This is a genomic window from Cyanobium sp. T1G-Tous (assembly GCF_024345455.1).
Taxonomy (GTDB): domain Bacteria; phylum Cyanobacteriota; class Cyanobacteriia; order PCC-6307; family Cyanobiaceae; genus Cyanobium_A.
Window position 1 is genome coordinate 21,022 of sequence record NZ_JAGQBD010000021.1, and the last position, 21,085, is coordinate 42,106.

At 64.9% G+C, this 21,085-nt stretch carries 24 protein-coding genes; 18 read left to right on the plus strand and 6 right to left on the minus strand.

What is annotated here, in order from left to right:
* Positions 1-43 precede the first annotated feature (43 nt).
* The 3 genes from thrC (at position 44) to KBY75_RS11720 (ending at position 2,685) form a co-directional block, all read left to right on the plus strand.
* A complete protein-coding gene (gene thrC / locus KBY75_RS11710) occupies positions 44-1,309 on the plus strand; it encodes a threonine synthase (protein ID WP_255024036.1) in 1,266 nt (421 codons plus the stop codon).
* Between the two features lie 69 nt (positions 1,310-1,378).
* A complete protein-coding gene (locus KBY75_RS11715) occupies positions 1,379-1,654 on the plus strand; it encodes a MoaD/ThiS family protein (RefSeq protein WP_396096750.1) in 276 nt (91 codons plus the stop codon).
* 62 nt (positions 1,655-1,716) lie between these two features.
* Entirely contained in the window at positions 1,717-2,685 is a 969-nt protein-coding gene (locus tag KBY75_RS11720; RefSeq protein WP_255024020.1) for a cupin, read from the plus strand.
* Here the strand turns inward: KBY75_RS11720 and ftsH are convergent.
* Positions 2,623-4,455: an ATP-dependent zinc metalloprotease FtsH gene (gene ftsH / locus KBY75_RS11725; protein ID WP_255024021.1), complete on the minus strand. Its 1,833-nt coding sequence runs from the start codon at positions 4,453-4,455 to the stop codon at positions 2,623-2,625. The genes KBY75_RS11720 and ftsH overlap by 63 nt on opposite strands.
* 118 nt (positions 4,456-4,573) lie before the next feature.
* On the opposite strand from ftsH, the gene KBY75_RS11730 reads away from it, so the two are divergent.
* Complete coding sequence (locus KBY75_RS11730; protein WP_106501574.1) at positions 4,574-4,753, plus strand: 50S ribosomal protein L32; 180 nt, start codon at positions 4,574-4,576, stop codon at positions 4,751-4,753.
* 17 nt (positions 4,754-4,770) lie between these two features.
* Here KBY75_RS11730 and KBY75_RS11735 read toward each other — a convergent pair whose 3' ends face one another.
* Genes KBY75_RS11735 through KBY75_RS11745 form a run of 3 tightly spaced genes read right to left on the minus strand, consistent with a single transcriptional unit; the run spans position 4,771 to position 6,682 of the window.
* Positions 4,771-5,586 (minus strand): hypothetical protein, encoded by an 816-nt coding sequence (locus KBY75_RS11735; protein ID WP_255024022.1) that lies wholly within the window; start codon positions 5,584-5,586, stop codon positions 4,771-4,773.
* Positions 5,586-5,933: a DUF565 domain-containing protein gene (locus KBY75_RS11740; protein ID WP_255024023.1), complete on the minus strand. Its 348-nt coding sequence runs from the start codon at positions 5,931-5,933 to the stop codon at positions 5,586-5,588. The genes KBY75_RS11735 and KBY75_RS11740 overlap by 1 nt, the downstream gene beginning before the upstream one ends.
* Entirely contained in the window at positions 5,930-6,682 is a 753-nt protein-coding gene (locus tag KBY75_RS11745) for an HAD-IA family hydrolase (RefSeq protein ID WP_255024024.1), read from the minus strand. Before KBY75_RS11745 ends, KBY75_RS11740 begins: the two co-directional genes overlap by 4 nt.
* A gap of 82 nt (positions 6,683-6,764) precedes the next feature.
* Here KBY75_RS11745 and recJ point away from each other — a divergent pair, with 82 nt between their 5' ends.
* Both recJ and KBY75_RS11755 read left to right on the plus strand, forming a co-directional pair.
* Positions 6,765-8,681 carry a single-stranded-DNA-specific exonuclease RecJ gene (gene recJ, locus KBY75_RS11750; protein WP_255024025.1) on the plus strand — a complete coding sequence of 639 codons (1,917 nt, stop codon included), beginning with the start codon at positions 6,765-6,767 and terminating at the stop codon, positions 8,679-8,681.
* A 1-nt stretch (position 8,682) separates the two neighbouring features.
* Positions 8,683-10,008 (plus strand): chloride channel protein, encoded by a 1,326-nt coding sequence (locus KBY75_RS11755; RefSeq protein ID WP_255024026.1) that lies wholly within the window; start codon positions 8,683-8,685, stop codon positions 10,006-10,008.
* Here the strand turns inward: KBY75_RS11755 and psb30 are convergent.
* A complete protein-coding gene (gene psb30 / locus KBY75_RS11760) occupies positions 9,987-10,160 on the minus strand; it encodes a photosystem II reaction center protein Ycf12/Psb30 (RefSeq protein WP_254936383.1) in 174 nt (57 codons plus the stop codon). The two genes, KBY75_RS11755 and psb30, sit on opposite strands and share 22 nt — an antisense overlap.
* Before the next feature lie 85 nt (positions 10,161-10,245).
* Here psb30 and KBY75_RS11765 point away from each other — a divergent pair, with 85 nt between their 5' ends.
* The 12 genes from KBY75_RS11765 to KBY75_RS11820 all read left to right on the plus strand — a co-directional run bounded on the left by KBY75_RS11765 (position 10,246) and on the right by KBY75_RS11820 (position 20,828).
* Positions 10,246-10,617: a YkgJ family cysteine cluster protein gene (locus tag KBY75_RS11765; RefSeq protein ID WP_254936384.1), complete on the plus strand. Its 372-nt coding sequence runs from the start codon at positions 10,246-10,248 to the stop codon at positions 10,615-10,617.
* Positions 10,614-10,964, plus strand: a complete 351-nt coding sequence (locus KBY75_RS11770) for a TMEM165/GDT1 family protein (protein WP_254936385.1) — start codon at positions 10,614-10,616, stop codon at positions 10,962-10,964. The genes KBY75_RS11765 and KBY75_RS11770 overlap by 4 nt, the downstream gene beginning before the upstream one ends.
* A gap of 15 nt (positions 10,965-10,979) precedes the next feature.
* The gene (locus KBY75_RS11775; protein WP_254936386.1) at positions 10,980-11,282 is read left to right on the plus strand and encodes a TMEM165/GDT1 family protein; all 303 of its coding nucleotides are present in this window, start codon (positions 10,980-10,982) and stop codon (positions 11,280-11,282) included.
* Between the two features lie 90 nt (positions 11,283-11,372).
* Positions 11,373-13,703, plus strand: coding sequence for an RNB domain-containing ribonuclease (locus KBY75_RS11780; protein WP_255024027.1), 2,331 nt, complete (start codon positions 11,373-11,375; stop codon positions 13,701-13,703).
* A 3-nt stretch (positions 13,704-13,706) separates the two neighbouring features.
* Complete coding sequence (locus KBY75_RS11785) at positions 13,707-14,378, plus strand: flavin prenyltransferase UbiX (RefSeq protein WP_254936388.1); 672 nt, start codon at positions 13,707-13,709, stop codon at positions 14,376-14,378.
* A 27-nt stretch (positions 14,379-14,405) separates the two neighbouring features.
* Entirely contained in the window at positions 14,406-14,894 is a 489-nt protein-coding gene (locus KBY75_RS11790) for a hypothetical protein (protein ID WP_255024028.1), read from the plus strand.
* Between the two features lie 74 nt (positions 14,895-14,968).
* Entirely contained in the window at positions 14,969-15,385 is a 417-nt protein-coding gene (locus KBY75_RS11795) for a DUF2996 domain-containing protein (protein WP_254936390.1), read from the plus strand.
* A gap of 48 nt (positions 15,386-15,433) precedes the next feature.
* Complete coding sequence (acsF, locus tag KBY75_RS11800; protein ID WP_255024029.1) at positions 15,434-16,552, plus strand: magnesium-protoporphyrin IX monomethyl ester (oxidative) cyclase; 1,119 nt, start codon at positions 15,434-15,436, stop codon at positions 16,550-16,552.
* A gap of 169 nt (positions 16,553-16,721) precedes the next feature.
* Complete coding sequence (locus KBY75_RS11805; protein WP_254936392.1) at positions 16,722-18,101, plus strand: TldD/PmbA family protein; 1,380 nt, start codon at positions 16,722-16,724, stop codon at positions 18,099-18,101.
* A 2-nt stretch (positions 18,102-18,103) separates the two neighbouring features.
* Positions 18,104-19,480: a TldD/PmbA family protein gene (locus KBY75_RS11810; protein ID WP_254936393.1), complete on the plus strand. Its 1,377-nt coding sequence runs from the start codon at positions 18,104-18,106 to the stop codon at positions 19,478-19,480.
* A 10-nt stretch (positions 19,481-19,490) separates the two neighbouring features.
* A complete protein-coding gene (gene fmt, locus KBY75_RS11815) occupies positions 19,491-20,531 on the plus strand; it encodes a methionyl-tRNA formyltransferase (protein ID WP_255024030.1) in 1,041 nt (346 codons plus the stop codon).
* Between the two features lie 90 nt (positions 20,532-20,621).
* Positions 20,622-20,828 (plus strand): hypothetical protein, encoded by a 207-nt coding sequence (locus KBY75_RS11820; protein WP_255024031.1) that lies wholly within the window; start codon positions 20,622-20,624, stop codon positions 20,826-20,828.
* A gap of 3 nt (positions 20,829-20,831) precedes the next feature.
* On the opposite strand, the gene KBY75_RS11825 is transcribed toward KBY75_RS11820, so the two are convergent.
* Complete coding sequence (locus KBY75_RS11825) at positions 20,832-21,050, minus strand: hypothetical protein (RefSeq protein WP_396098276.1); 219 nt, start codon at positions 21,048-21,050, stop codon at positions 20,832-20,834.
* Positions 21,051-21,085 lie beyond the last annotated feature (35 nt).

Here is a 21,085-nt window from a genome sequence, read left to right on the forward strand (position 1 = left end):
CTCGGCCAACGCTGTTAATCTCAGGCCACTCCTGGGCGTGACTGTGACTGCCACCCTCTCCCGCTCCACCTTCACCGGATTGCGCTGCAAGGAATGCGGCCATCCCTACGAAGCGAGCGCTCGCCACGTCTGTGAAGACGTCTGCTTCGGACCGCTCGAAGTTGTCTACGACTACGAGGCGATCAAAAATCGGGTGAGCCGGGCCACGATTGAGGCGGGCCCCGCTTCCATCTGGCGCTACCGCGAATTCCTGCCGATTGAAGGCGATCCCATCGATGTAGGCACGGGCTTTACGCCGTTGCTCAAGGCCGGCAACCTGGCCAAGCGGCTCGGCCTCAAGAGCCTCTACATCAAGAACGACGGCGTCAACATGCCGACGCTTTCGTTTAAGGACCGGGTGGTGAGTGTGGCCCTCACCCGCGCCCGGGAGCTGGGCTTCACCACGGTGAGCTGCGCCTCCACCGGCAACCTGGCCAACTCCACCGCCGCCATCGCCGCCCACGCCGGCCTCGACTGCTGCGTATTCATCCCAAGCGATCTGGAATTGGGCAAGGTGCTGGGCACCTTGATATACAACCCCACCTTGATGGCGGTGCATGGCAACTACGACCAGGTGAATCGCCTCTGCTCCGAGGTGGCAAACACCTTCGGCTGGGGCTTCGTCAACATCAACCTGCGCCCCTATTACTCCGAGGGCTCAAAAACCCTGGGCTACGAGGTGATCGAGCAACTGGGCTGGCAACTGCCAGACCACATCGTGGCGCCCCTGGCCTCTGGCTCCCTGTTCACCAAAATTCGCAAGGGTTTTGATGAATTCATCAAGGTGGGGCTGGTGGACGAAAAGCACGTCCGCTTCAGCGGCGCCCAAGCCGAGGGCTGCTCACCAATCGCCCAGGCCTTCGCGGAAGGTCGGGACTTCATCACTCCGGTGAAGCCCAACACGATCGCCAAGTCGATTGCCATCGGCAACCCGGCAGACGGTCCCTACGCCATCGACATCGCCAACAAAACCAACGGCAGCATTGCGGCAGTCAGCGACCCCGAGATCATCGAGGGCATCAAGCTGCTGGCTGAAACCGAGGGCGTTTTCACCGAAACCGCAGGCGGTACCACCATCGCCGTGCTGAAGAAGCTGGTGGAGCAGGGCAAGATCAATCCTGATGAAACCACCGTGGCTTACATCACCGGCAACGGTCTGAAGACCACTGAGGCGATCGCCTCCTCCATCGGCGAGCCCTACCTGATTGAGGCCCAGCTCGACAGCTTCAAAGCGGCCTGGGCAAAAGCGCAAGCCTCCCACCAGCACTGATTACCAGCAGCACTGATTACCCCAACGCTGATCACCCCACCCATTCCCCACGCCCCTCCAATCCCGGCCATGGCAGTTCAGGTTCTCATCCCCACCCCCTTGCAAAAGTTCACCAACGACGAGGCCAGCGTTGATCTCGATGCCTCCAATGTGGATGGCCTGATCGATGCCCTCGAGGGCCGCTATCCGGGGATCAAGGGTCGGTTGTGCGATGAGGCAGGCAAATTGCGCCGCTTCCTCAACGTCTACGTAAACAGTGAGGACATCCGCTTCCTCGACAACCAGAGCACCAGCCTCAGCGACGGTGACGAGGTTTCGATTGTTCCCGCCGTGGCCGGCGGCTGACCGAAGCCTCTAGGCGCAAGCCAAGTCCTAATAGTGTGCAGATCCCGCGAGGAGCCAGAGCAATGACCCAGGCCCCGATCCAATCGATCCCCACTACCGGCTGCGCCCAGTGGCAAGCCAAGGCCCAGCTGTTCGACTACCGCCAGGCTGCCAATCCGGTGCGTGCTGGGCTAACCGAACCGATACCTCTGCGCCAATGGGACCCCGCCCTGCACCAGTCAGGGCCCACGGCGGTGCTGCCTCTCGATCTCAGCAGCGAGCTCGGCTGTAGCTCCCCAGCCACCAGCCCCGGCCTAGCGGCCAACTTTTTGCGGATCGAAGCTGGTGAAGGCCTCAAGGCAGCGGCAAACGCCACCAGCTTGCTGTTTTATGTGTTGCAAGGATCGGGCAGCCTCGAGCGTGCTGGCGCGCCGCAGCTTGGCTGGAGCGCTGGAGATCTATTTGTATTGCCAGCTGGCGAGCCCCCCCTGCTAACTGCAGAGGCCACCAGCGTTCTCTACTGGGTGCACGACGGCCCCCTGCTCAGCCACCTCGGCGTCGAGGCCAGCACCGCCCGCTTCGAGCCAACCCACTACCCCGCCGCCCTGCTGCAGCGCGAACTAGACCAGCTACTCGCCGATCCCAGCGCCGCTCGTAGCAACCGGCTGAGCCTGCTGCTGGCTAACAGCGATCTACCCCAAAGCCGCACCGTGACCCACACCCTTTGGGCCATGCTCGGAGTGGTTCCTGCAGGCGCCATCCAGCCACCGCACCGGCACCAGTCGGTGGCCCTTGATCTAATCATCGATTGCGACCCGGGCTGTTACACCCTGGTGGGCACTGAGCTCGATGCCAGCGGCGCCATCGCCAACCCCCGCCGCATCGACTGGCAGTCCGGTGGGGCCTTCATTACACCGCCGGGCTACTGGCACGCCCATGTCAACAGCAGCGAGCGGATTTCCCGGTTGCTGCCGATTCAAGATGCCGGCCTACACACCTACCTGCGCAGCCTCGACATCCGCTTTTCCGGAGGCCTTCAGGGCAACATCTGAGCCAGGCGGCTGCGGATGGGCCGCCTCATGGCTTGTCACCACCGCTCTGAAAGCCTCACCTTCGATGGTTTCATCTCGGATCAGCATTTCGACCAGCTCATCCATCAGGGCGCGGCGAGGCTGCAGCAAGGCCACGGCCTGATCGAGGGCTGAGCTAGCCAGTTCGCGCACCAGGGCATCGATGCGATTGCCGGTTTCACGCGAATAGGGAGGCTCGGAGCGCAACCAGTCGCGGCCGAGGAAAACCTCAGCCCCATCCCCCTCCAAAGCCACCGGGCCAAGACTGGAGAAGCCATAGCGAGTCACCATCTCCCTGCAGATGCGAGTGACCATATCCAGATCACCACTGGCACCTTGGGTCACCTCAGCGGGACCAAAAACAACCAGCTCAGCTGCGCGGCCACCCAAAGCAACCACAAGCCTGGCTTGCAGGTAGGCCTTGCTGATCAACCCGGAGTCGAGGATCTCCTCGTCCGGCATCATTCGGGCAAAGCCGCCAACTCCACCTGAGCGCGGCAGCAGGGTCACCTTGTCGAGGGGATCGGCCTTCGGCACCAAGGTGGTGAGTAGGGCATGGCCCACCTCGTGGTAGCCAATCAAACGCTTTTTGGCACTGTCCTGCAGCGGTGCCGCCGTTAGGCCCATGGTGATGCGTTCGAGGGCACCGGCTAGGGCGTCGTCGTCGATCTCGCTCTGGTGATGGCGTGCCGTGAGGATGGCTGCCTCGTTGAGCAGGTTGGCCAGATCGGCGCCAGAAAAGCCCGGGGTGCGGCTAGCCCAGGCCGCAAGCGACACCGCTCCAGCCAGGGGGCGGCTGCGGGCATGCACCGCAAGGATCGCCTCGCGGCCGCGGCGATCCGGCAAGTCAATGGTGATGCGGCGGTCGAAGCGGCCGGGCCGCATCAAGGCGCTATCGAGCACATCAGGTCGGTTTGTGGCCGCCAGCAGAATTACGCCGGAGTTGTCTGCAAAACCATCCATCTCGGTGAGCAGCTGGTTGAGGGTCTGCTCCCGCTCATCGTTGCCGCCACCGATACCAGCACCTCGCTGGCGACCGACCGCATCTACTTCGTCGATGAAAATGATGCAGGGCGCTTTGGCTTTGGCCTTGCGAAATAGGTCTCGCACCCGACTGGCCCCAACCCCCACGAACATCTCAACGAATTCGGAGGCGGCCATCGAGAAAAACGGCACGCCCGCCTCGCCCGCAATGGCTCGGGCCAAAAGGGTTTTGCCAGTGCCTGGTGGGCCAACCAGCAGCACCCCTTTGGGGATCTTGGCGCCAACTGCGGTGAAGCGATCCGGCTCCTTCAAGAAGGTGACCACCTCCTGCAGCTCCTCCTTGGCCTCACCGATACCGGCCACATCCTCAAAGCGCACCGCCACGCCGCCCTCCTCCTGTAAGCGGGGCTTACTGCTGCCGAAGCCCATGGCCCGGTTGGCCACCTGGGCCGAGCGACGGATCAGGAGGGCAAGTCCAGCCAACAGCAACAGCACCAACAAGCCGTTAGCCACCAGACCAGCCGTGGCGCCATCAGCCCGGTCATCGCGCACGTTGAGGGGCACCTTCGCCTGCTCGGCGGTGCGCAAAAGCAGCTGGTCGTTACTGAATACCGGCACCGTGGCCTGGCGTCCGTCGTCGAAGCGCACCCGCACCTCCCGCTGCCGCAACGACAACTCCAGATCCTTGACCTTGCCCGCCCGCAGATCCTTCAGCAACTGGCTGTAGGAGGGAGCGGGGTCGCGAGTCGATAGTCCGTTCAACCGCATGGATTGCCCAATTGGAGGAATGCTGTCGCTCACTAGGTTCTTTCTTTGCACTGAGCTTAGCGATTTGACGAAAGGCCAGGCGACAACGGAAGATCTTGGTTTGATGTAGTGGGCCTGAATGGCTGTTCCTAAGAAGAAAACTTCCCAGGGCAAGCGCAATCAGCGCCATGCCACATGGAAGGGCAAGGCGGCTGTGGCAGCTCAGAAAGCTCTTTCCATCGGTAAGGCGGTGCTGAGCGGCAAGGCCCAGGGCTTCATTTATCCGGTGGATGAGGAGGGCGACGACGGCGAAAGCTGATCGTCCCTAATACTCAACTACGACTCTGAGCTAACGCAGCTGCCGCCAATCCAGCGACGGCGGCTGTCCAGCACGGCGTAACCGCTGGCTAGCTCAAGCAGGGGATTCTGATAAAGGGATGGGGGTAGACAACAAAGGCTGGCACGCACCACGCGATCCAGCTCAGTCGCTGGCAACCAGGCTTCGCCGCGGCGGCGCTGTTTCGCCTCCGCCTGCAGGCGCCAACGGCGCGGCGACTGCCAGCTTTGGGGACGCAACAACCACAGTTGGGCGCAGCGCTGCCAAAGCGGCTGATAGGCCTCAAGAACTTGGTCCCAGTGGGGCAGCCAGGCCAGCTCCTCGGAGCTGAGCCCGGCCGGAGGCTGAATAGTGGCTAGGGCTTCCCTGCCCAGGGAGCGGCAACCGAGCAGCCAGCCCTCCAACAGCAATACCTCCGCTTCCACCAGCTCCTCAGCAGAGCGGTCACCCAGGCCATCCCGCAGGGTCTTGTCAAAACGAGGCAGCCGCAGGGCGCCGCCGGCCTGCCAGACGTCGAGACAGTCCAGCGCCAGGGCCACGTCATGACTGCCCGGCGGCACCCGTGATACGCCAAAAGGGTTGCATTCAAGCGCTCGTTGCCGCTGCTCCCAGGGCAGGTAAAAGTCGTCGATTGAGGCCACTGCCAGCCCCAGCCCAAGGCCGGCGGCCCGTTGCTGCAGCACTCGAGCCATGGTGGATTTACCAGCGCCCACCGGCCCATTGAGGGCCAGCACCGCGCGCTGGCCCCTGGAGCCCAGCATCTGCAACTGGGCCAGCAGGGGTTCCACAAACCTGCGCTCTAGCTGGGAATCCATCAGGTGCCGAGCTTGAAAGCCTCAATCACTACTGCATACACCATGCCAATGCGCAGGTTGTCGACCAGCACCCAGCCAAGTCCGGGCGTGGCTCGAACCAATCGGCCGCGCACGCGCACGACCAGCTCCACCAGCAGCACCATTGTCAGCACTGCCATCGGTCGCCCACCGGGGATCTGCAGCAGCACGTATGCGGTGATGTTGCTGCCGGCGTAAAAGCCCAGCAGCAGGGCCAAAACCACGCTGCTGCGGTGGCGCCAATTGCCACGCACATTGCCCAGCAGCTGGGCTCCTAGCCGCTCGATAGCCCGATTGAAGCGGGTGGGCTGCAGGTTCGAACGCGTCACGGGGGCGAATCCTCCAGCAAGGCCTGGACATAGGAGAGCGTGATCTGCCGGCCCTGACAAGCGGGCCCCCGCAGCACGGCCGCTCCAGCGCCCAACTGATCCACCACCGCCCGCGCCCGCGCAAAGCGCTGCGGCGGCTCCGCACTGCCGTAGTGACTAAGGGTGAGCAGGCAGGCCAGTCCGGCGCTGGCGGCGGCCGCAAGACCATTGCCGGAATCTTCCAGGGCCAGCGCCGTGCTGGCGGGGCAGCCCAGCTGCTGAAGGGCCAGCTGGTAGGCCTCCGGATCGGGCTTCTTACAGGCCACATCTTCGCCGCACACCCAGAAGGCGAAGTGCTGGCAGAGCCCGCCCAGCAGGTGCTCCGCCAGGGCCGTCACCGCGGCGCGACCGCTGGTGGTCACGATCACCTGGCTCAGGCCAGCCGAGCCAGCCGCAGCGATCAGCTCGGCCACCCCGGGGCGCAGCCGCAACTCACCGGCGGCCACCAGAGCTGCGTAATGGTCTTGCTTGCGGGCCTGCAGCTCAGCGACCAACTCTGGCGGTGGCGGATCGCCCAGCAGCTCCGCAAGGGCAGCAGTGATCCGCTCCCCGCCACCGCTGATGGCCAGCAGCTCGCCGTAGCGGGCGGGATCCCAATGCAGCGGCACACCAACGTCGGCAAAGGCCCGGTTGAAAGCCAAGCGATGGCCATCCCGCTCGGTCTCCGCCAGGGTGCCGTCGACATCCCAGAGCAGGGCTTGCAGGGCCATCAGCTGCTCGCACCAGGGCTTATCAGGCTAGGGCTCATCGATTCTGGGGGATGCGGCCTAGCAGCAGGTCCCGCACAATGACTTGGTCCCGGTTGTTGTGTCGTTGCTGCCAGCCCTCCACGAGCAACGCTGGCACCTGCCCGCTCCATTGGCGCCTGGCGCCCTGAAGGCAGAGCCGGCCACCGATCCCCTGCCCGAACCGCTACTGGCGCTGCTCAGCCGCCGGGGCTTCACCACCCCTGAGGCCATCGCTGCCCTGCTGGATCCGGAGGCGGCACCGGCGGCCCGGCGCCACTTCCCCGACCTGGCCAAGGCCGTCGCGCGGCTGAAGCGCGCCTGCAGCCAGGGGGAAGCGGTGGCGATCTGCGGCGACTACGACGCCGACGGCATGACCAGCACGGCCCTGCTGGTGGGAGTGCTGCAGCGCCTTGGCGCCAGGCCGATCGCGGCGATCCCCAGCCGCATGGATGACGGCTACGGCCTCAACGCCGCCATGGTGGAGAAGCTGGCGGAGCAGGGGGTCGCCCTGCTGGTGACCGTCGACAACGGGGTGTCTGCCCTGGAGGCCCTGGAGCGGGCCCAAGCCCTTGGCGTCGAGGCGATCCTCACGGACCACCACACAATTCCCGATCCGCTGCCGCCGCACCTGGCCCTGCTGCATCCCCAGCGCACCCCGCCCGAATCCCCCTATCGGAGCCTGGCGGGGGTGGGGCTGGCCTACGTGTTGGCGGCGGCGCTCTGTCAAAGCCTGCGGCACACCGACGGCCAGCAGATTGCTCTCAATCTGTTTTGTATCGGCACGATCGCCGACATGGCTCCGCTGGTGGGGGTGAACCGGCGCTGGCTGATCGACGGCCTGCCCGAGCTGGGCCGCAGCCCCCTGGTGGGGCTCCAGGCCCTGCAACAGCTAGCTGGCCTCGACGAGACGCCCCTCGATGCCCAGGCGGTGGGCTTCCAGATCGCGCCGCGGATCAACGCCGTCGGCCGACTTGGAGATCCCCAGCTAGTCGTGGAGTTGCTCACCACCGAAGATCCAAGCCGGGCCCTGGCCCTGGCCCGCGATTGCGAAGCGCTCAACCGCCAGCGCCGCGACCTCTGCACCGCCATCGAAGCCGAGGCTCTGGCCCTGCTGGAGGCCGATGGTCCCCAGCGCCCGGCCTTCCTGCTGCTGGCCCAGAACCACTGGCACCACGGCGTGATCGGCATCGTCGCCGCCCGGCTGGTGGAGCGCTTCGGCCTGCCCGCCGCCCTGCTCGCTGGCGAGGGCAACGGCCGCCTGCGGGCCTCGGTGCGGGCGCCCCGGGGCTTTGCGGTGGACGGGGCCCTGCAGCAGTGCGCGCCCCTACTGGAGCGCTTCGGCGGCCACCCCGCCGCCGGGGGCTTCACCGTGCGCGCCGAGCAGGTGGCCGCCCTGCACGAGCAGCTGAACCAACTGGCCCAAACCTGGCTGCAGCAGGCAGGCCATGGCACCCCGGTAGAACCGGAAGCCCTGCTCAGCTTCGAGCAGATCAACCGCAGCTTTTACCGCCAGCTGCAACGGCTCGAGCCCTTCGGCATCGGCCACCCCCAGCCCGTGTTCTGGAGCCAGGGCTGCCAGGTGGCGGCCCAGAAGCTATTGCGCGGTGGCCACCTGCAACTGGAGCTGCACCAGAGCGAGGCGCGCCTACGCGCCATGGGCTGGCGCTGGCAGGGTGAAACCAACCTGCCGGCATTGGTCGATGTGGCCTACCGCCTGCGGCTCGACTCCTGGCAGGGGGAGGAGCGGCTCCAGCTGGAACTGGTGGGCTTGCGAGCCAGTGCTGGTGGAGCCTTTGATGGTGGTGAGGTGGTGTTGCAACGCCACAACCGCACCTACTGGTGTCGCCGCGAGGGGGCTGGGCTGGTGGTGCGCAATGCGGCCGGCGACGAACTCACCAGCGCCGAGGGCACCAGCCACGACCACCCCTACGTCCGCGCCCTGATGCAGGATGCGGCCCTGGCCCTGGGGCTGGTCGCCTGAGATGTCCTTGCCCCTAAACCGCGGCCAGCTCCACTTCCTGTTGCAGCTCCTGCTGTTGGGGCTGCTGGTGGGCTTGGCTTGCTGGCCCCTGAATCTGGTGGACCACGCCCAGGAGCTGCTGCTGCAGGCCCTGCCCAACTTTGCCGGCGGGGCCTGGACGCTGCAGGGCCTGGCGATCGCCCTGGCGCCGGTGCTGGTGATGCCAGCGCTGCTTTGGCTTCAGGCCGGCTCCTGGGCCCGGGGTGCGGGCTCGGGCATACCCCAAACGATCGAGAGCCTCGAGGATCCCGAGCAGGCCGCCGCTTTGATGGCACCCTTCGCCACCGTGGCGCGGCTCTGCCTCTGGTCGGCGGCCAGCCTCGCCCTGCTGCCCCTCGGCCGCGAGGGGCCCGTAGTGCAGTTGGGCGCGGCAGTGGCCTACCGCCTGCGGCAACGCTTCCCCCGCTTGCTGGCCAAACTCAGCACCCAGAGCCTGATGGCAATCGGCGCTGGCGCCGGCCTGGCAGGGGGCTTTAACAGCCCGCTGATGGGAGCTGTGTTTGTAATGGAGGAACTCACCGGAAGCTTCCAAACAGCCGTGCTGTGGCCGGCAGTAGTGGTCTGCTCAGCAGCAGCCCTGGTGAGCAACCTCGCTGGCACACCGCTTTTCACCTTGGGCATGGTTCAGACCACCCAGCCGGAATGGCAGCAACTGCTGTGGGCCTTGCCCGTAGGTGTGGGTGGCGGCCTGCTGGGCGGCCTGTTCAGCCGCATCCTCTGGCGGAGCTCAGCCCTGCTGCGCCTGCGAGTAAGGCAACGGCCCCTGGCCTGGGGGCTGGGACTGGGCCTAGCCCTTGGCCTGATCGCCGTGGCCAGCGGTGGCTGGAGCGGTGGCGATGGCGAAGCGCTGATGGCTCAGCTGCTTGAAGGTCGCGGCAGCTTGCCGGTGCCAGGCTCGCCACTCAGCGTCATCGGCTGGCTGCTGCTGGTGGCAGCCCGGCTGGTGGCGCCAATTTTGGCCTTGGCAGCGGGAATACCCGGGGGCCTGATTGATCCAGCCTTCGCCATTGGTGCCCTGTTTGGCAGCGGCAGCCTGGAGCTGCTGGGGGGCAGCAGCCAGCTTGGCCTGGCCCTAGGCATGGCGGCAGCCTTAGCAGGGGCTACCCAGTTGCCCCTGATGACAGTGCTATTTGCCCTGCGCATGGCAGGGGATCAGCAGTGGCTCTTCGGCATCCTGCTCAGCGCCGTGGTGGGTGCCTATGTGGGCCGCAAGATCCAGCCTGAGCCGATTTATCACGCCCTCTGGAACCTCGGCCGAAGCGGCGATCAGAGTGCACCGCGGCGGTAGAAGAGCACGAAGATCACGGCAGGACCAGCCAGGGTGATAAGTGCCAGGGCGGCAAAATTGGCGATCAGGTGGAAGTCGATACCCATGGAGATTGCTGCCGCAGGGCAGTAGTCGCTTTGGGCACAGGTTAGGGGTCGATCCCAGCGGCCCATGCCTGCCGGCGGGCTCTGTGACGGCTTGTCACAGCGGCAGAAGCGCCTTGGCCTGTGGCTGAATGGAGTTAATCGCTGCAGGGGGATGGCCAGGGACGATCAGGCCCATTGGGGATGCATCAGCGGCTGCGGAGCCTGCTGCCGGCTGGATCCCAGTCTGCGCCAGGAAGCAATCGAGGCGCTTAGCCCAGAGCAGCAGGAGCAGTATCTGGCCATGGTTGGCCCCGATGGCTGGTGCATCAACTTCAACACCGGCGCGCGTAGTTGCCGCATCTATGCGGACCGGCCTGACTTCTGCAACGTGGCCAACTTGGTGCAGCTGTTTGGCACGGTTGATGATCCAGGCGCCGGCGACCGCCTGGCTATCGGCTGCTGTCTGCAGCAGATTCGCAGCGAATACGGGGGCCGTGGCAGGGTGATGAAGCGCTTTAGGCGTGCCATACGTAAGCGTTTATGAGCAGCGAACCCGATCCCAGCGCCAGCCGGGCAGGCAGCTGGGGAGCCGCCTTCCTGACCACCTTCACCACGGTCTTTCTGGCTGAGCTTGGGGACAAGACCCAGCTCGCCGCCCTGCTGCTCTCTGCCCAATCAGGCAGGCCAGTTGTCGTGTTTGTTGGTGCCTCCCTGGCCCTAATCAGCTCCAGCCTGGTGGGGGTGTTGCTGGGCCGCTGGCTAGCCAAGGTGATGCCACCACAGCAGTTGGAGCGCCTGGCGGGAATCCTGATGGTGGCCCTGGGCCTGTGGCTGGGCCGGCAAGCCGTACTGGGCCTGGTGCCCAGCCCCTCCGACCTTCCCCTCTCCTAACCGCAGCGCTACGCCATGCCCTTCGCCCTTCTCGCTTCCACCTTCGCCACAGTGTTTTTGGCTGAGCTGGGAGACAAAACCCAGCTGGCCATCGTGACCATCAGTGGCACCTCAACCCGCCCTGGAGCGGTGTTTGCCGGCAGTTCCGCTGCCCTGGTGCTGGCCAGCCTGCTGGGCGCAGCCGCCGGCGGCTCCCTATCCGCCGTGATCCCCACCAATGCCCTGCAGCTAGCAGCATCGATTGGCTTTTTGGTGATCGGCGTACGCCTGATCCAGCGATCGAGCAGCCCGGAAGCCGAAGAATCATCAGCTGAGTAATATCGATTCATGAAGGCCTTGGCGGCCGTGGGCATCGCTCCGAGTCCAGTCCGCCATCAACCGGCTTCAGTCCAGCCAGCCCTCCCATCGATGAAGTTCACGGTCGCCGACCTGCTCGACCAGCTGCCCGCCCAGGAAGCCCTGCCGCTGACAAAGCTGGAAAAAGCCCTGGGCATCAGCCAAAAAGCTGAAAAGCAGCAGCTTCAGATCGGCCTCGACGGCCTCAGCCGCCTTGGCCTGCTGGAGGTCAGCGAAGCAGGCGTAGCCCGCCGCGAAGACCCTGAACTGATCGCCGCGCGGCTGCGTTGCTCAAGCAAAGGCTTTTGCTTTGCCCTGCGCGAAGACGGCGGCGAAGACATCTACATCCGCGATCACCAGCTCAACCACGCCTGGAATGGCGACCGAGTGCTGGTGAAGGTGACCCGCGAAGGCGGCCGTCGCCGCTCACCCGAGGGCGGGGTGCAGTGCGTTCTTGAGCGCCACACCACCTCGCTGCTGGCCCAGGTCGAGCAGCAGGATGAGCGTCTGGTGGCCACCCCCTTAGACGACCGCCTGCTAACGGCGGTGGAGCTGCCAGCTGGCGACGCCGCCCATCTCGATGGCGAACAGGCATCGGTGGTGGAAGTGCTGGTGGACCGCTATCCGGTGGGGCAGTTCGCCCCCCAGGGCCATGTGGCGCGCAGCCTGCCTATCAACGGGGGGGAAGCAGCCGACCTCGACCTGCTGCTCACCAAGCACCGGCTCCACAGCCGCCCCCAGCCACCTCGGGCAACCCTCAAAGCGCTGGCCGCCAAGGAGCGCATCGACCTCACCGCCCAAGCCACCCTGCTGCTGGAACCGTGGAGCGGCAAGGAAGCCCCCGCTCTGCCAGCCCTGGCCATTGAGGAGCGCGACGGCGGCTGGACCCTGTGGGTGCACACCCCGGCCATCGCTGAGCGCTTCAGCGCCGGCAGCACCCTGGACACCTGGCTTCGCAACCAGGCTGACGCTTACTGCACCGGAAACCAGTGGCTACCGCTGCTGAGTCCAGCTCTGGCCAAGGCCAGCGCCTTCAAGGTGGGCGAGGTGCAGGCAGCCCTGTCGGTGGCCCTGGAGCTGGGCGCTGACGGCCGCCTTGAGCACTACCGCTTCAGCCGCAGCCAGATCAATCCCGTGGCGGCAGTCGGTTTGGAAGCACTGAATGCCCTGGCGGAGCGCAAACCCAAGAGCCGCACCGTGCCAGCGGCGCTCAAGGGGCTGAAGGAGCAGCTGGGCCTGCTGGAGCAGCTCATCGCCGTGACCGGCCTGCTGCGCCAACGGCGGCAAGCGGCGGGATCCCTAGACCTCAACCTGCCCCTGCCCGCCATCGACAGCCTGGGAGATCTGGCTGTTCCCGGCCCAGACAGCGCCTTAGCTGGCTGGCTCGTGAGCCTGGAGCCCCACCACCCCCTGGCCCTGCTGCGCGAAGCGGTGCTGCTGGCCGATCAGGCCCTAGGGCAGCACCTGGCAAGCTTGGAACTGCCGGCGATCTATGCCACCAATGCCCTGGCAGACCCCAGCGACCTCAATGACGTCGCCCGGGCCGCTCTGGCCCTCGACATTCCGCTGGAGCTGAGCGAAGAGGGCAATGCCAGTGCATCCGAATTGGCCGCCGCCTTCGCTGGCACCGACCGCAGCCGGGCCCTGCAGCAGCAACTGCAGGCCATCCTCAAACCGATCCAGCTCAGCACCAGCCCCGGCCCCCATGCCCTGGCGGGCCTGCTGGAAGAGGGGGCAGCCCTGGCCCCCTGGTGCTGCCCAACCCTGCACTACGCCGACCTGTGGAACCAGCAACTGCTGGTACTGCTGCTCACCGAGGGCAAGGACCGCCCCAGTGTGCGCCACAAAACCACCGTCGATCTGGCATCGGATGCCTGCCACGGCGCCATCGACTGGCCGCTGCTGGCCCCAAGCCAGCTAACTCCCTACCTGGAAGTTCAAGAGCACGGACTGGTGCAGCGTCTCAATGGCCGGCGCCGCTTTTTATCTGAACTGCAGGCCGACCTGCTGGCCATGCTCCAGGCCCGCCAGGCCGAGCCCTTAGTGGGTCAGGTGCTTCCTGGGGTTATCAGCGGTGTGCAGAGCTACGGCTTCTTCGTGGAGGTGCCCCCTTCCCAGGTGGAAGGCCTGGTGCATGTCAGCTCCCTCAAGGACGACTGGTACGAATACCGCTCCCGCCAAAACCGCCTGGTGGGGCGCAAAAACCGTCGCACCTACATGCTGGGTGACCAGGTGGAGGTGGAGATCCAGAAGGTGGATGCCCTGCGCCACCAGATCGACCTGGCCGTGGTGCTACCCGAGGGCTACGAGAGCGAGACGGCCGACTCCTATTCCCAAAACCAGGACCAGGACCAGGACGACATCGACCCCTTCGCGCCCATCGCGGTGCTGAGCGAGGTCTGAGCCATGGTTCGGCCATCCGGAACCGGGCCGGTGGTGCTAGCCGTTTCCGGCGCCTCGGCCCAGCCCCTCGCCCAGCGGGCCCTGCAATTGCTGCTGGAGGCGGGAGAAGCGGTGGAGCTGGTCACCTCGCGCGGAGCCATTGGCGTCTGGCAGGCCGAACTGGGGCTGAGGGTGCCCTCGGAACCTGATGCCCAGGAAGCCTTTTGGCGGGAACGCACCGCTGTCAGCACCGGGCGGCTGCGCTGCCACCGCTGGAACGACCAGGCCGCTGGCATTGCCAGCGGCAGCTTTAAAACCCGTGGCATGGTGATCCTGCCAGCCTCCATGGGCACCGTGGGGCGCATCGCTTCGGGGGTAGCCCTGGATCTGGTGGAGCGGGCCGCCGATGTTCACCTCAAGGAGGGGCGCCCCCTGGTGATCTGCCCGAGGGAAACCCCCTGGAGCCTGGTGCACCTGCGCAACCTCACGGCCTTGGCCGAGGCTGGTGCCCGCATCGCCCCGCCGGTGCCTGCCTGGTATCACCAGCCCCAATCGATCGAAGACATGGTGGATTTTCTGGTGATCCGCGTCTTTGACGTGCTCGGCTACGAGCTCGGCAACCTGCGCCGTTGGCAGGGGCCGCCGCCCCAGCCAGGATCCCATGGGGCACCAGCTGCTGAGACGACTTCCCCCTAGGCCGCCCTCCTCACCCCAGTCGATCCATTGGCCCTGCTGCAACGCCTGCTGCTGCTCCCCCTGCTGGCTCCCCTGCTGCTGGTGCTGCTGGTAGGCGCCCTCAACCCCCGACCCAATGCAGCCCTGCGCCTGCTGGTTTGGACCAGCCCGGCCCTGCCAATTGGAGCCTGGATAGCCCTGGCCGCCAGCGCGGGAGCCGGGCTGAGCGCCGCCGGAGCCGCCCTAGCCCTGCGCACTGGCCCGATCAACCTGCGCCGTCAAGTGCGCCGCGGCGCCAGTGACCCCGAGGAGAACTGGAGGCAGCCGCAGCAGCAAAACCAAAGCGAACCAGCAAGACCCGCAGCTCGAGCCGCCGCTGGGCCGCCGAGACCCCCTGGCGAACCAGCCCCAACCGTTGCCGTGCCATTCCGGGTGATTCGCAAAGGCAGTAACCCAGCTCCAGCTGGCGAACCGGTAGTTACCCAGGCCGCTGCCGTAGGTGATGGCTGGGACAGCCCCAGCAGCGACGACTGGTGAGCGAGCTGCCGGGCAACCCAGCGCCTGGCAACCTGCGTAAAGTCCAAGGACGATGCCGAAAGGGGCCTGCAACGGTGAGCGAATCCGCCCAGCCAGCTGCCAAAGATCAGCCCGCAAAAGCCAAACCGCCTGCAGTGGAAGACCAGCCGTTTGAGATCTTTGTGCCCCAGCTACTGATCCCGGCCCTGGCCAAGGAGATCCAGGGCTACGGAGGAGCTGCTGCCGAACTGGCCTTTGTGCAAGGAGCCATGCCCGTGGTGGGGTCGGAGTGCTGGATGGTTCAAGGGGAGCTGCCTGGTCGGCGTCGCTTCTGGCTGTGCTTCACCCAACCAGACATCAGTTCAGCCAAAACGGTGGCATTGGCAGAGGCAGGCGGCCAGCCAAGCCTGCTGGAGTCGTTTCTGATCGACGAGAAGAAGATGAGCCTGGCGCTGCTGGTATCGCGGCTGGTGCAGCGGCTCAACGGTCAGAAATGGCTCGGCCCGAACTGACGGCCAGGCCCTCTACGATGCAACTACTGCTGTAAGCCGCAAGCCTCGATGGTGCCTCCCGCCGCAACTGCCAGCACAACTGCCAGCGCTACCACCAGCTCCAGTAAAACCTCTGTGGGCTCGCCCGGTGCACCAGTCGTCAAAGATCCGGCCAAGGACACGATCCTGACGCCGCGCTTCTACACCACAGATTTCGACGCCATGGCGGCGATGGATCTGCGGCCAAATGAGGTGGAGCTTGAGGCCATATGCGAGGAGTTCCGCAAGGATTACAACCGCCACCACTTCGTGCGCAACGGCGAGTTTGAGGGGGCAGCCGAAAAGCTAGATCCTGATACCCGCAGGGTTTTCGTTGAGTTTCTTGAGCAGAGCTGCACCTCGGAATTTTCAGGCTTCCTGCTCTACAAGGAACTCAGCCGCCGCATCAAAACCAAAAATCCGCTGCTTGCCGAGTGCTTTGCCCACATGGCTCGCGATGAGGCCCGCCATGCCGGCTTCCTCAATAAAGCCATGGGAGATTTTGGGCTGCAACTCGACTTGGGCTTCTTGACCGCCAGCAAGTCCTATACCTTCTTCAAGCCAAAATTCATCTTCTACGCCACCTACTTGAGCGAGAAGATTGGCTACTGGCGCTACATCGCCATCTATCGCCACTTGGAGCAAAACCCAGAGAGCAAGATCTTCCCGATCTTTAACTTCTTCGAGAATTGGTGCCAAGACGAGAATCGCCACGGCGATTTCTTTGACGCCTTGATGAAGGCTCAGCCGGACACCGTGCGCGGCTTCACTGCCCGGCTTTGGTGCCGCTTCTTCCTGCTGGCAGTATTTGCCACCATGTACGTCCGGGACGTTGCTCGCAAAGAGTTCTACGAAGCCCTTGGCCTTGATGCCCGCGAATACGACAAGGTCGTGATTGCTAAAACCAACGAGACCTCCGCCAGAGTCTTCCCCGTGGTGTTGGATGTTGACCATCCCAAGTTCTATACCCGCCTAGAGCGCCTGGTTAGCAACAACGCCAAACTCAGCGAGGCCGATTCAAGCAGTGCTCCTGGAGCAATAAAAGTTTTGCGCAAACTGCCTTATTGGATCGCCAATGGCGCAGAAATGGCCAAGCTTTATTTCACCCCTGCTATCCGCAGCGAGCAATTCCAGCCCTCAGTGCGCTGATTTTTCTTGATGCGCTGAGCATTTTCGTCAGGTCAGGTCTGCATTTGCCTGGACTGCAGTTACATCATTCCTTCGCTGAGTTCTTTTGGTTGCCTCAAAACCGGTTGTTCTCCAGTCGGCTGCAGCCCAGTCGGCAGGGTTAGTGGCAGATGCATTTGATCAAAGCTGGATGCTGCGGCTGGAGGGCTTACTGGCGAGCGGCCGGGCAGCTGGTGCCGATTTAGTTGAGATTTTCCTGGAGCGCACCGACCACCTCGGCGTTCTGGCCGAGCAGGACACCATCACCAGCGTCAGCCCCGCCTTTGGCATGGGCGCTGGTATCCGGGTGTTCCTGGGCGACCGCGATGGCTTTGTTAGCACCAACGACCTGAGTGATCGCGGCCTGATGCAGGCCCTTGAGCAAGCCCTCGGCATGCTCGGGCTGAGCCACAGCAGCAGCAACTCCAGCCCTTTCGAAGGTCTGCAGGTGATGCGCGATTTCGCCGCCGCCAAGCTGGACTGGCTTGATAGCTGCCCCTCCCTGGCTGAAGCCACCTTGAAGCTGCTTGAGGGCACCTGCCGCCTCGAGCACCACGGCCGCCACCTACAGGCCAGGCGCGGCAGCTACTCCCGTGACTGGCAGTCGGTGCTGGTTGCTGCCAGTGATGGCACCTTTGCCCGCGACATCCGCCTGCACCAGTCCCTCGGCTTAAACGTGCTTGCCGCCGACGGCGACCACCGCGCCGGCCTCGGCCGCCGCTACGGCACCTCCGATCGCCCCGATGACCTGCGCCAATGGGACGCGGACGCCGCCGCCCAAGACGTGTGCTCGAGTGTGGGCACCATGCTCTACGCCGATTACGTCGAAGCCGGTCAGATGCCAGCGGTGCTGGCCAACCGCTTCGGCGGCGTGATTTTTCATGAGGCCTGCGGCCACCTGCTGGAAACCACCCAGGTGGAGCGGGGCACCACCCCCTTTGCCGAAATGGTCGGCCAATCCATTGCCCACGAAGCCGTCACGGCCATCGATGAAGGCCTCAGCGATGGCGCCTTCGGCTCCCTTTCGATGGACGACGAAGGCATGGAGCCCCAGCGCACCGTGCTGATCGAAAACGGCGTTCTCAAGCGCTTCCTCAGCGATCGAGCCGGCGAGCTGCGCACCGGCCACAGCCGCACGGGCAGCGGCCGGCGCCAAGGCCATACCTTTGCAGCCGCCAGCCGCATGCGCAACACCTTCATCGCCGCCGGCCCCCACACCCCTGAGCAGCTGATCGGCTCCGTCGATAAGGGGCTCTATTGCAAGTCGATGGGAGGCGGCAGCGTCGGCCCCACCGGCCAGTTCAACTTCGCCGTGGAGGAGGGCTACTTGATTGAAAACGGTCAGCTCACCAAACCGGTAAAAGGGGCCACCCTGATTGGCGAAGCCAAGGAGGTGATGCCGCGCATTTCGATGTGCGCCAACGACCTGGAACTAGCAGCGGGCTTCTGTGGCTCCGTGAGCGGCAGCATCTTCGTGACCGTTGGCCAGCCCCACATCAAGGTGGATTCGATCACCGTGGGAGGACGCTGAGCATGAGCCAGCCCACCATCCAGACCCTGAACGCCGAGGTCCTCAGCGGCCGGCTCCAGCAACTCGCCCAAGGCGCCGGCATCCAGCAATGGGATCTCGGCGCCTCCTGCAGCACCGACACCTCCGTGCAGGTGGACCGCGGCGAAGCCAAACAGATGAAAGGTGCCCAACGCAGCGCCATCACCTTGCGGGTGTGGAACAGGGACGGCCTAGTAGGCATTACCAGCACCTCAGACCTCAGCGATTCCGGACTGACCCGGGCCCTGAGCGGCGCCCGCGACGCCAGCGCCTTTGGCAATGCGGAGGAAACCCCGGCGTTCTCGCCCCTGGCCACCGCACCCCTGGCCCCACTAGATCAACCGCTGCACCAACCCCAGCCGATCCTCAGCCTGCTGGACACCCTCAAACAGGCCGAACGGCAACTGCTTGATCGCCACATAGCCATCGGCACAGTTCCCTACAACGGCCTGGCTCAGCGCAGTAGCGAGCGCCTTTATCTCAATAGCGAAGGGGCCTGCCGCCACCAGACCCTGACCACCGCCAGCCTCTACCTCTACGCCAGGGCCGAGGAAACCGGCCGCAAACCGCGCAGTTCCGGTGCCGTGCGCTTGGCCTACGGCACCGCCGATCTCGACATCGCCGGCTGCATCGATGAGGCCGCTGAGCGCACGATCGCCCACCTTGACTACGCACCGATCGAAACCGGCTATTACACCTGTGTTTTCAGCCCGGAAGCCTTCCTCGACCTAATCGGGGCCTTCAGCAGCCTGTTCAATGCCCGGGCCGTGCTCGATGGGGTGAGCCTCAGCCACCGCGACTCCCTCGGCGACAGCGTGGCCGTGCCCTTTCTGAGCATCCGCGATAACGGCCTGCACCCCGGCAATGTGGGTGCCTCTGCCTTTGATGGCGAGGGCACCCCGACCGCGCCCCTAGATCTAGTGGCTGGCGGCGTGCTGAAAAACTTCCTGCACTCGGAGGCCACCGCCCGAGCATTTGGGGTGGCGCCCACCGGCCATGCCGGTATGGGAGCAAAGGTGTCGGTGGGGGCCGATTGGTTCGAGATTGGCGTTACCCCAGGCAGCGGCGGCGGCCAGCAGGGTCTAGATCGCTTAAACCATTCCGGCCCCGTTGTGGTGATCGACTCCCTATCGGCCCTGCATGCTGGAGTTAAAGCCAGCCAGGGCTCCTTCTCCTTGCCCTTTGACGGCTGGTTGGTTGAGGGTGGGGTCAGCCGCTCGATCGAAGCCGCCACAGTCGCCGGCGACATCCGCACAGTGATGAAGGCGATCGTCGGCTTTGAAGGCCTGGCCAAGATCACCCCGGATGGCCTCTGCCCTTACGTCTGGGTGGAAGGGCTCTCGATCACTGGCGAGGCCTGATCATCTGTCCTTGAAGATCCTGTTTTGGGGCACCCCCGCCTACGCGGTGCCCAGCCTTGATGCCCTGGTGGCGGCAGGGCACGAGCTGGTGGGGGTAGTCAGCCAGCCAGATCGGCGACGGGGGCGAGGAAAAGATCTATTGCCGAGTCCTGTCAAGGCCAGAGCCCTGGACCTAGGCCTGCCGGTATTCACGCCAGAGCGTATCCGCCGCGAGCCCGAGCTTCAAGCCCGGCTTAGCGCCCTCGGCGCCGATCTGTACGTGGTGGTGGCATTTGGCCAGATCCTGCCGCCAGAGGTGCTGGCCCAGCCCCCCCTGGGCTGCTGGAACGCCCATGGCTCCCTGCTGCCCCGCTGGCGTGGCGCTGGACCGATCCAGTGGTGCCTGCTGCAGGGCGACAGCAGCACCGGCGTAGGGATCATGGCCATGGAGGAGGGCCTTGATACCGGGCCGGTGCTGCTGGAGCGCTCCATCTCCATTGGCCTGCTGGAGAACTCCCAGCAGCTGGGCCAGCGGCTAGCCCAGCTCAGCGCCGAGCTGCTGGTAGAGGCCCTGCCGCGTATAGAAGCAGCCGGAACGGGACCAGAAGCCGAACGGCTTGCCCGGCTCGGGGTTCGTGCCCAGGGAGAAGTGGGCCTCAGCTACGCCCGGATGCTCACCAAGGACGACCTGGTAGTCGACTGGAACCAGTCGGCTCTGGAAATTCATCGTCGGGTCATGAGCCTGTACCCCGGCGCTGTCACCCAGTGGCAGGGCAAGCGACTGAAACTTCTAGCCACCGAACCTCTGGTCGCCAGGCTCGCTTCTCAACTGAGTCCAGAAGCTCGCTGCTTACTGGTAGAGCCAGGAGTGTTGTCGAAAGGAGCGTTGTCGGCAGCAGCGGCACCAGGAACCGTGCTGGCCCTTGCTGCCGATGCGGGCTTAGTGGTTGGCACTGCTGGTTGCCCATTGCTGGTACGAGCTGCCCAATTGGAGGGCAAGTCCCCTGCCCAAGGCCAGAGCCTGCTGCAACAACTTGGCTGCAACACAGGTGATCAGCTTGGGGCCCCCTAGGGCCAATTTAAGTTCTGTGTTGTTAGGACTCCCTCACTTTTCAAGGCCAGTAACTGCAGCTAAAGAGGAGAGAGACCTTGCTCGGCAACCATGGGAAACGAACTGTCCTACGTCGGCGAAACCGGCAATGGTTGCCTGATCTACAGGGAAACGACAGGCCGCTACGTGGTCAGCCACGAGCAGCAGCCCCACAGGCGCCGCCGGGTTGCAACCCTGGCCAGCGCCTATGCCACCTGTCACGGTTTTGAACTGGGACAGCAGAAAAGCGGGCTCCTAGCTGCCCCGGCGGCTGGTTGATTCTCAAGGCTGGCCCGCAGACTGGGGAGCGGCAACTGCCTTGCGGTGGATGGCGTGCAGCCCTTCAAGTTGGTTGTGCACAGACAACAGCTGGTCGCGGATGTGCTGGCTGTTGTCGATGCGCCCCAGGGCCAGCAGCATCGACTCAATCTGAACCTTGCAGTCGATCAGGACGCGGCATTCAGGGGATCCGGGCTCGTAGGGCATAGGGGGAGACTTCAACGGCTCCATCCGAGCGGAGACAACCCTTAGCCGGT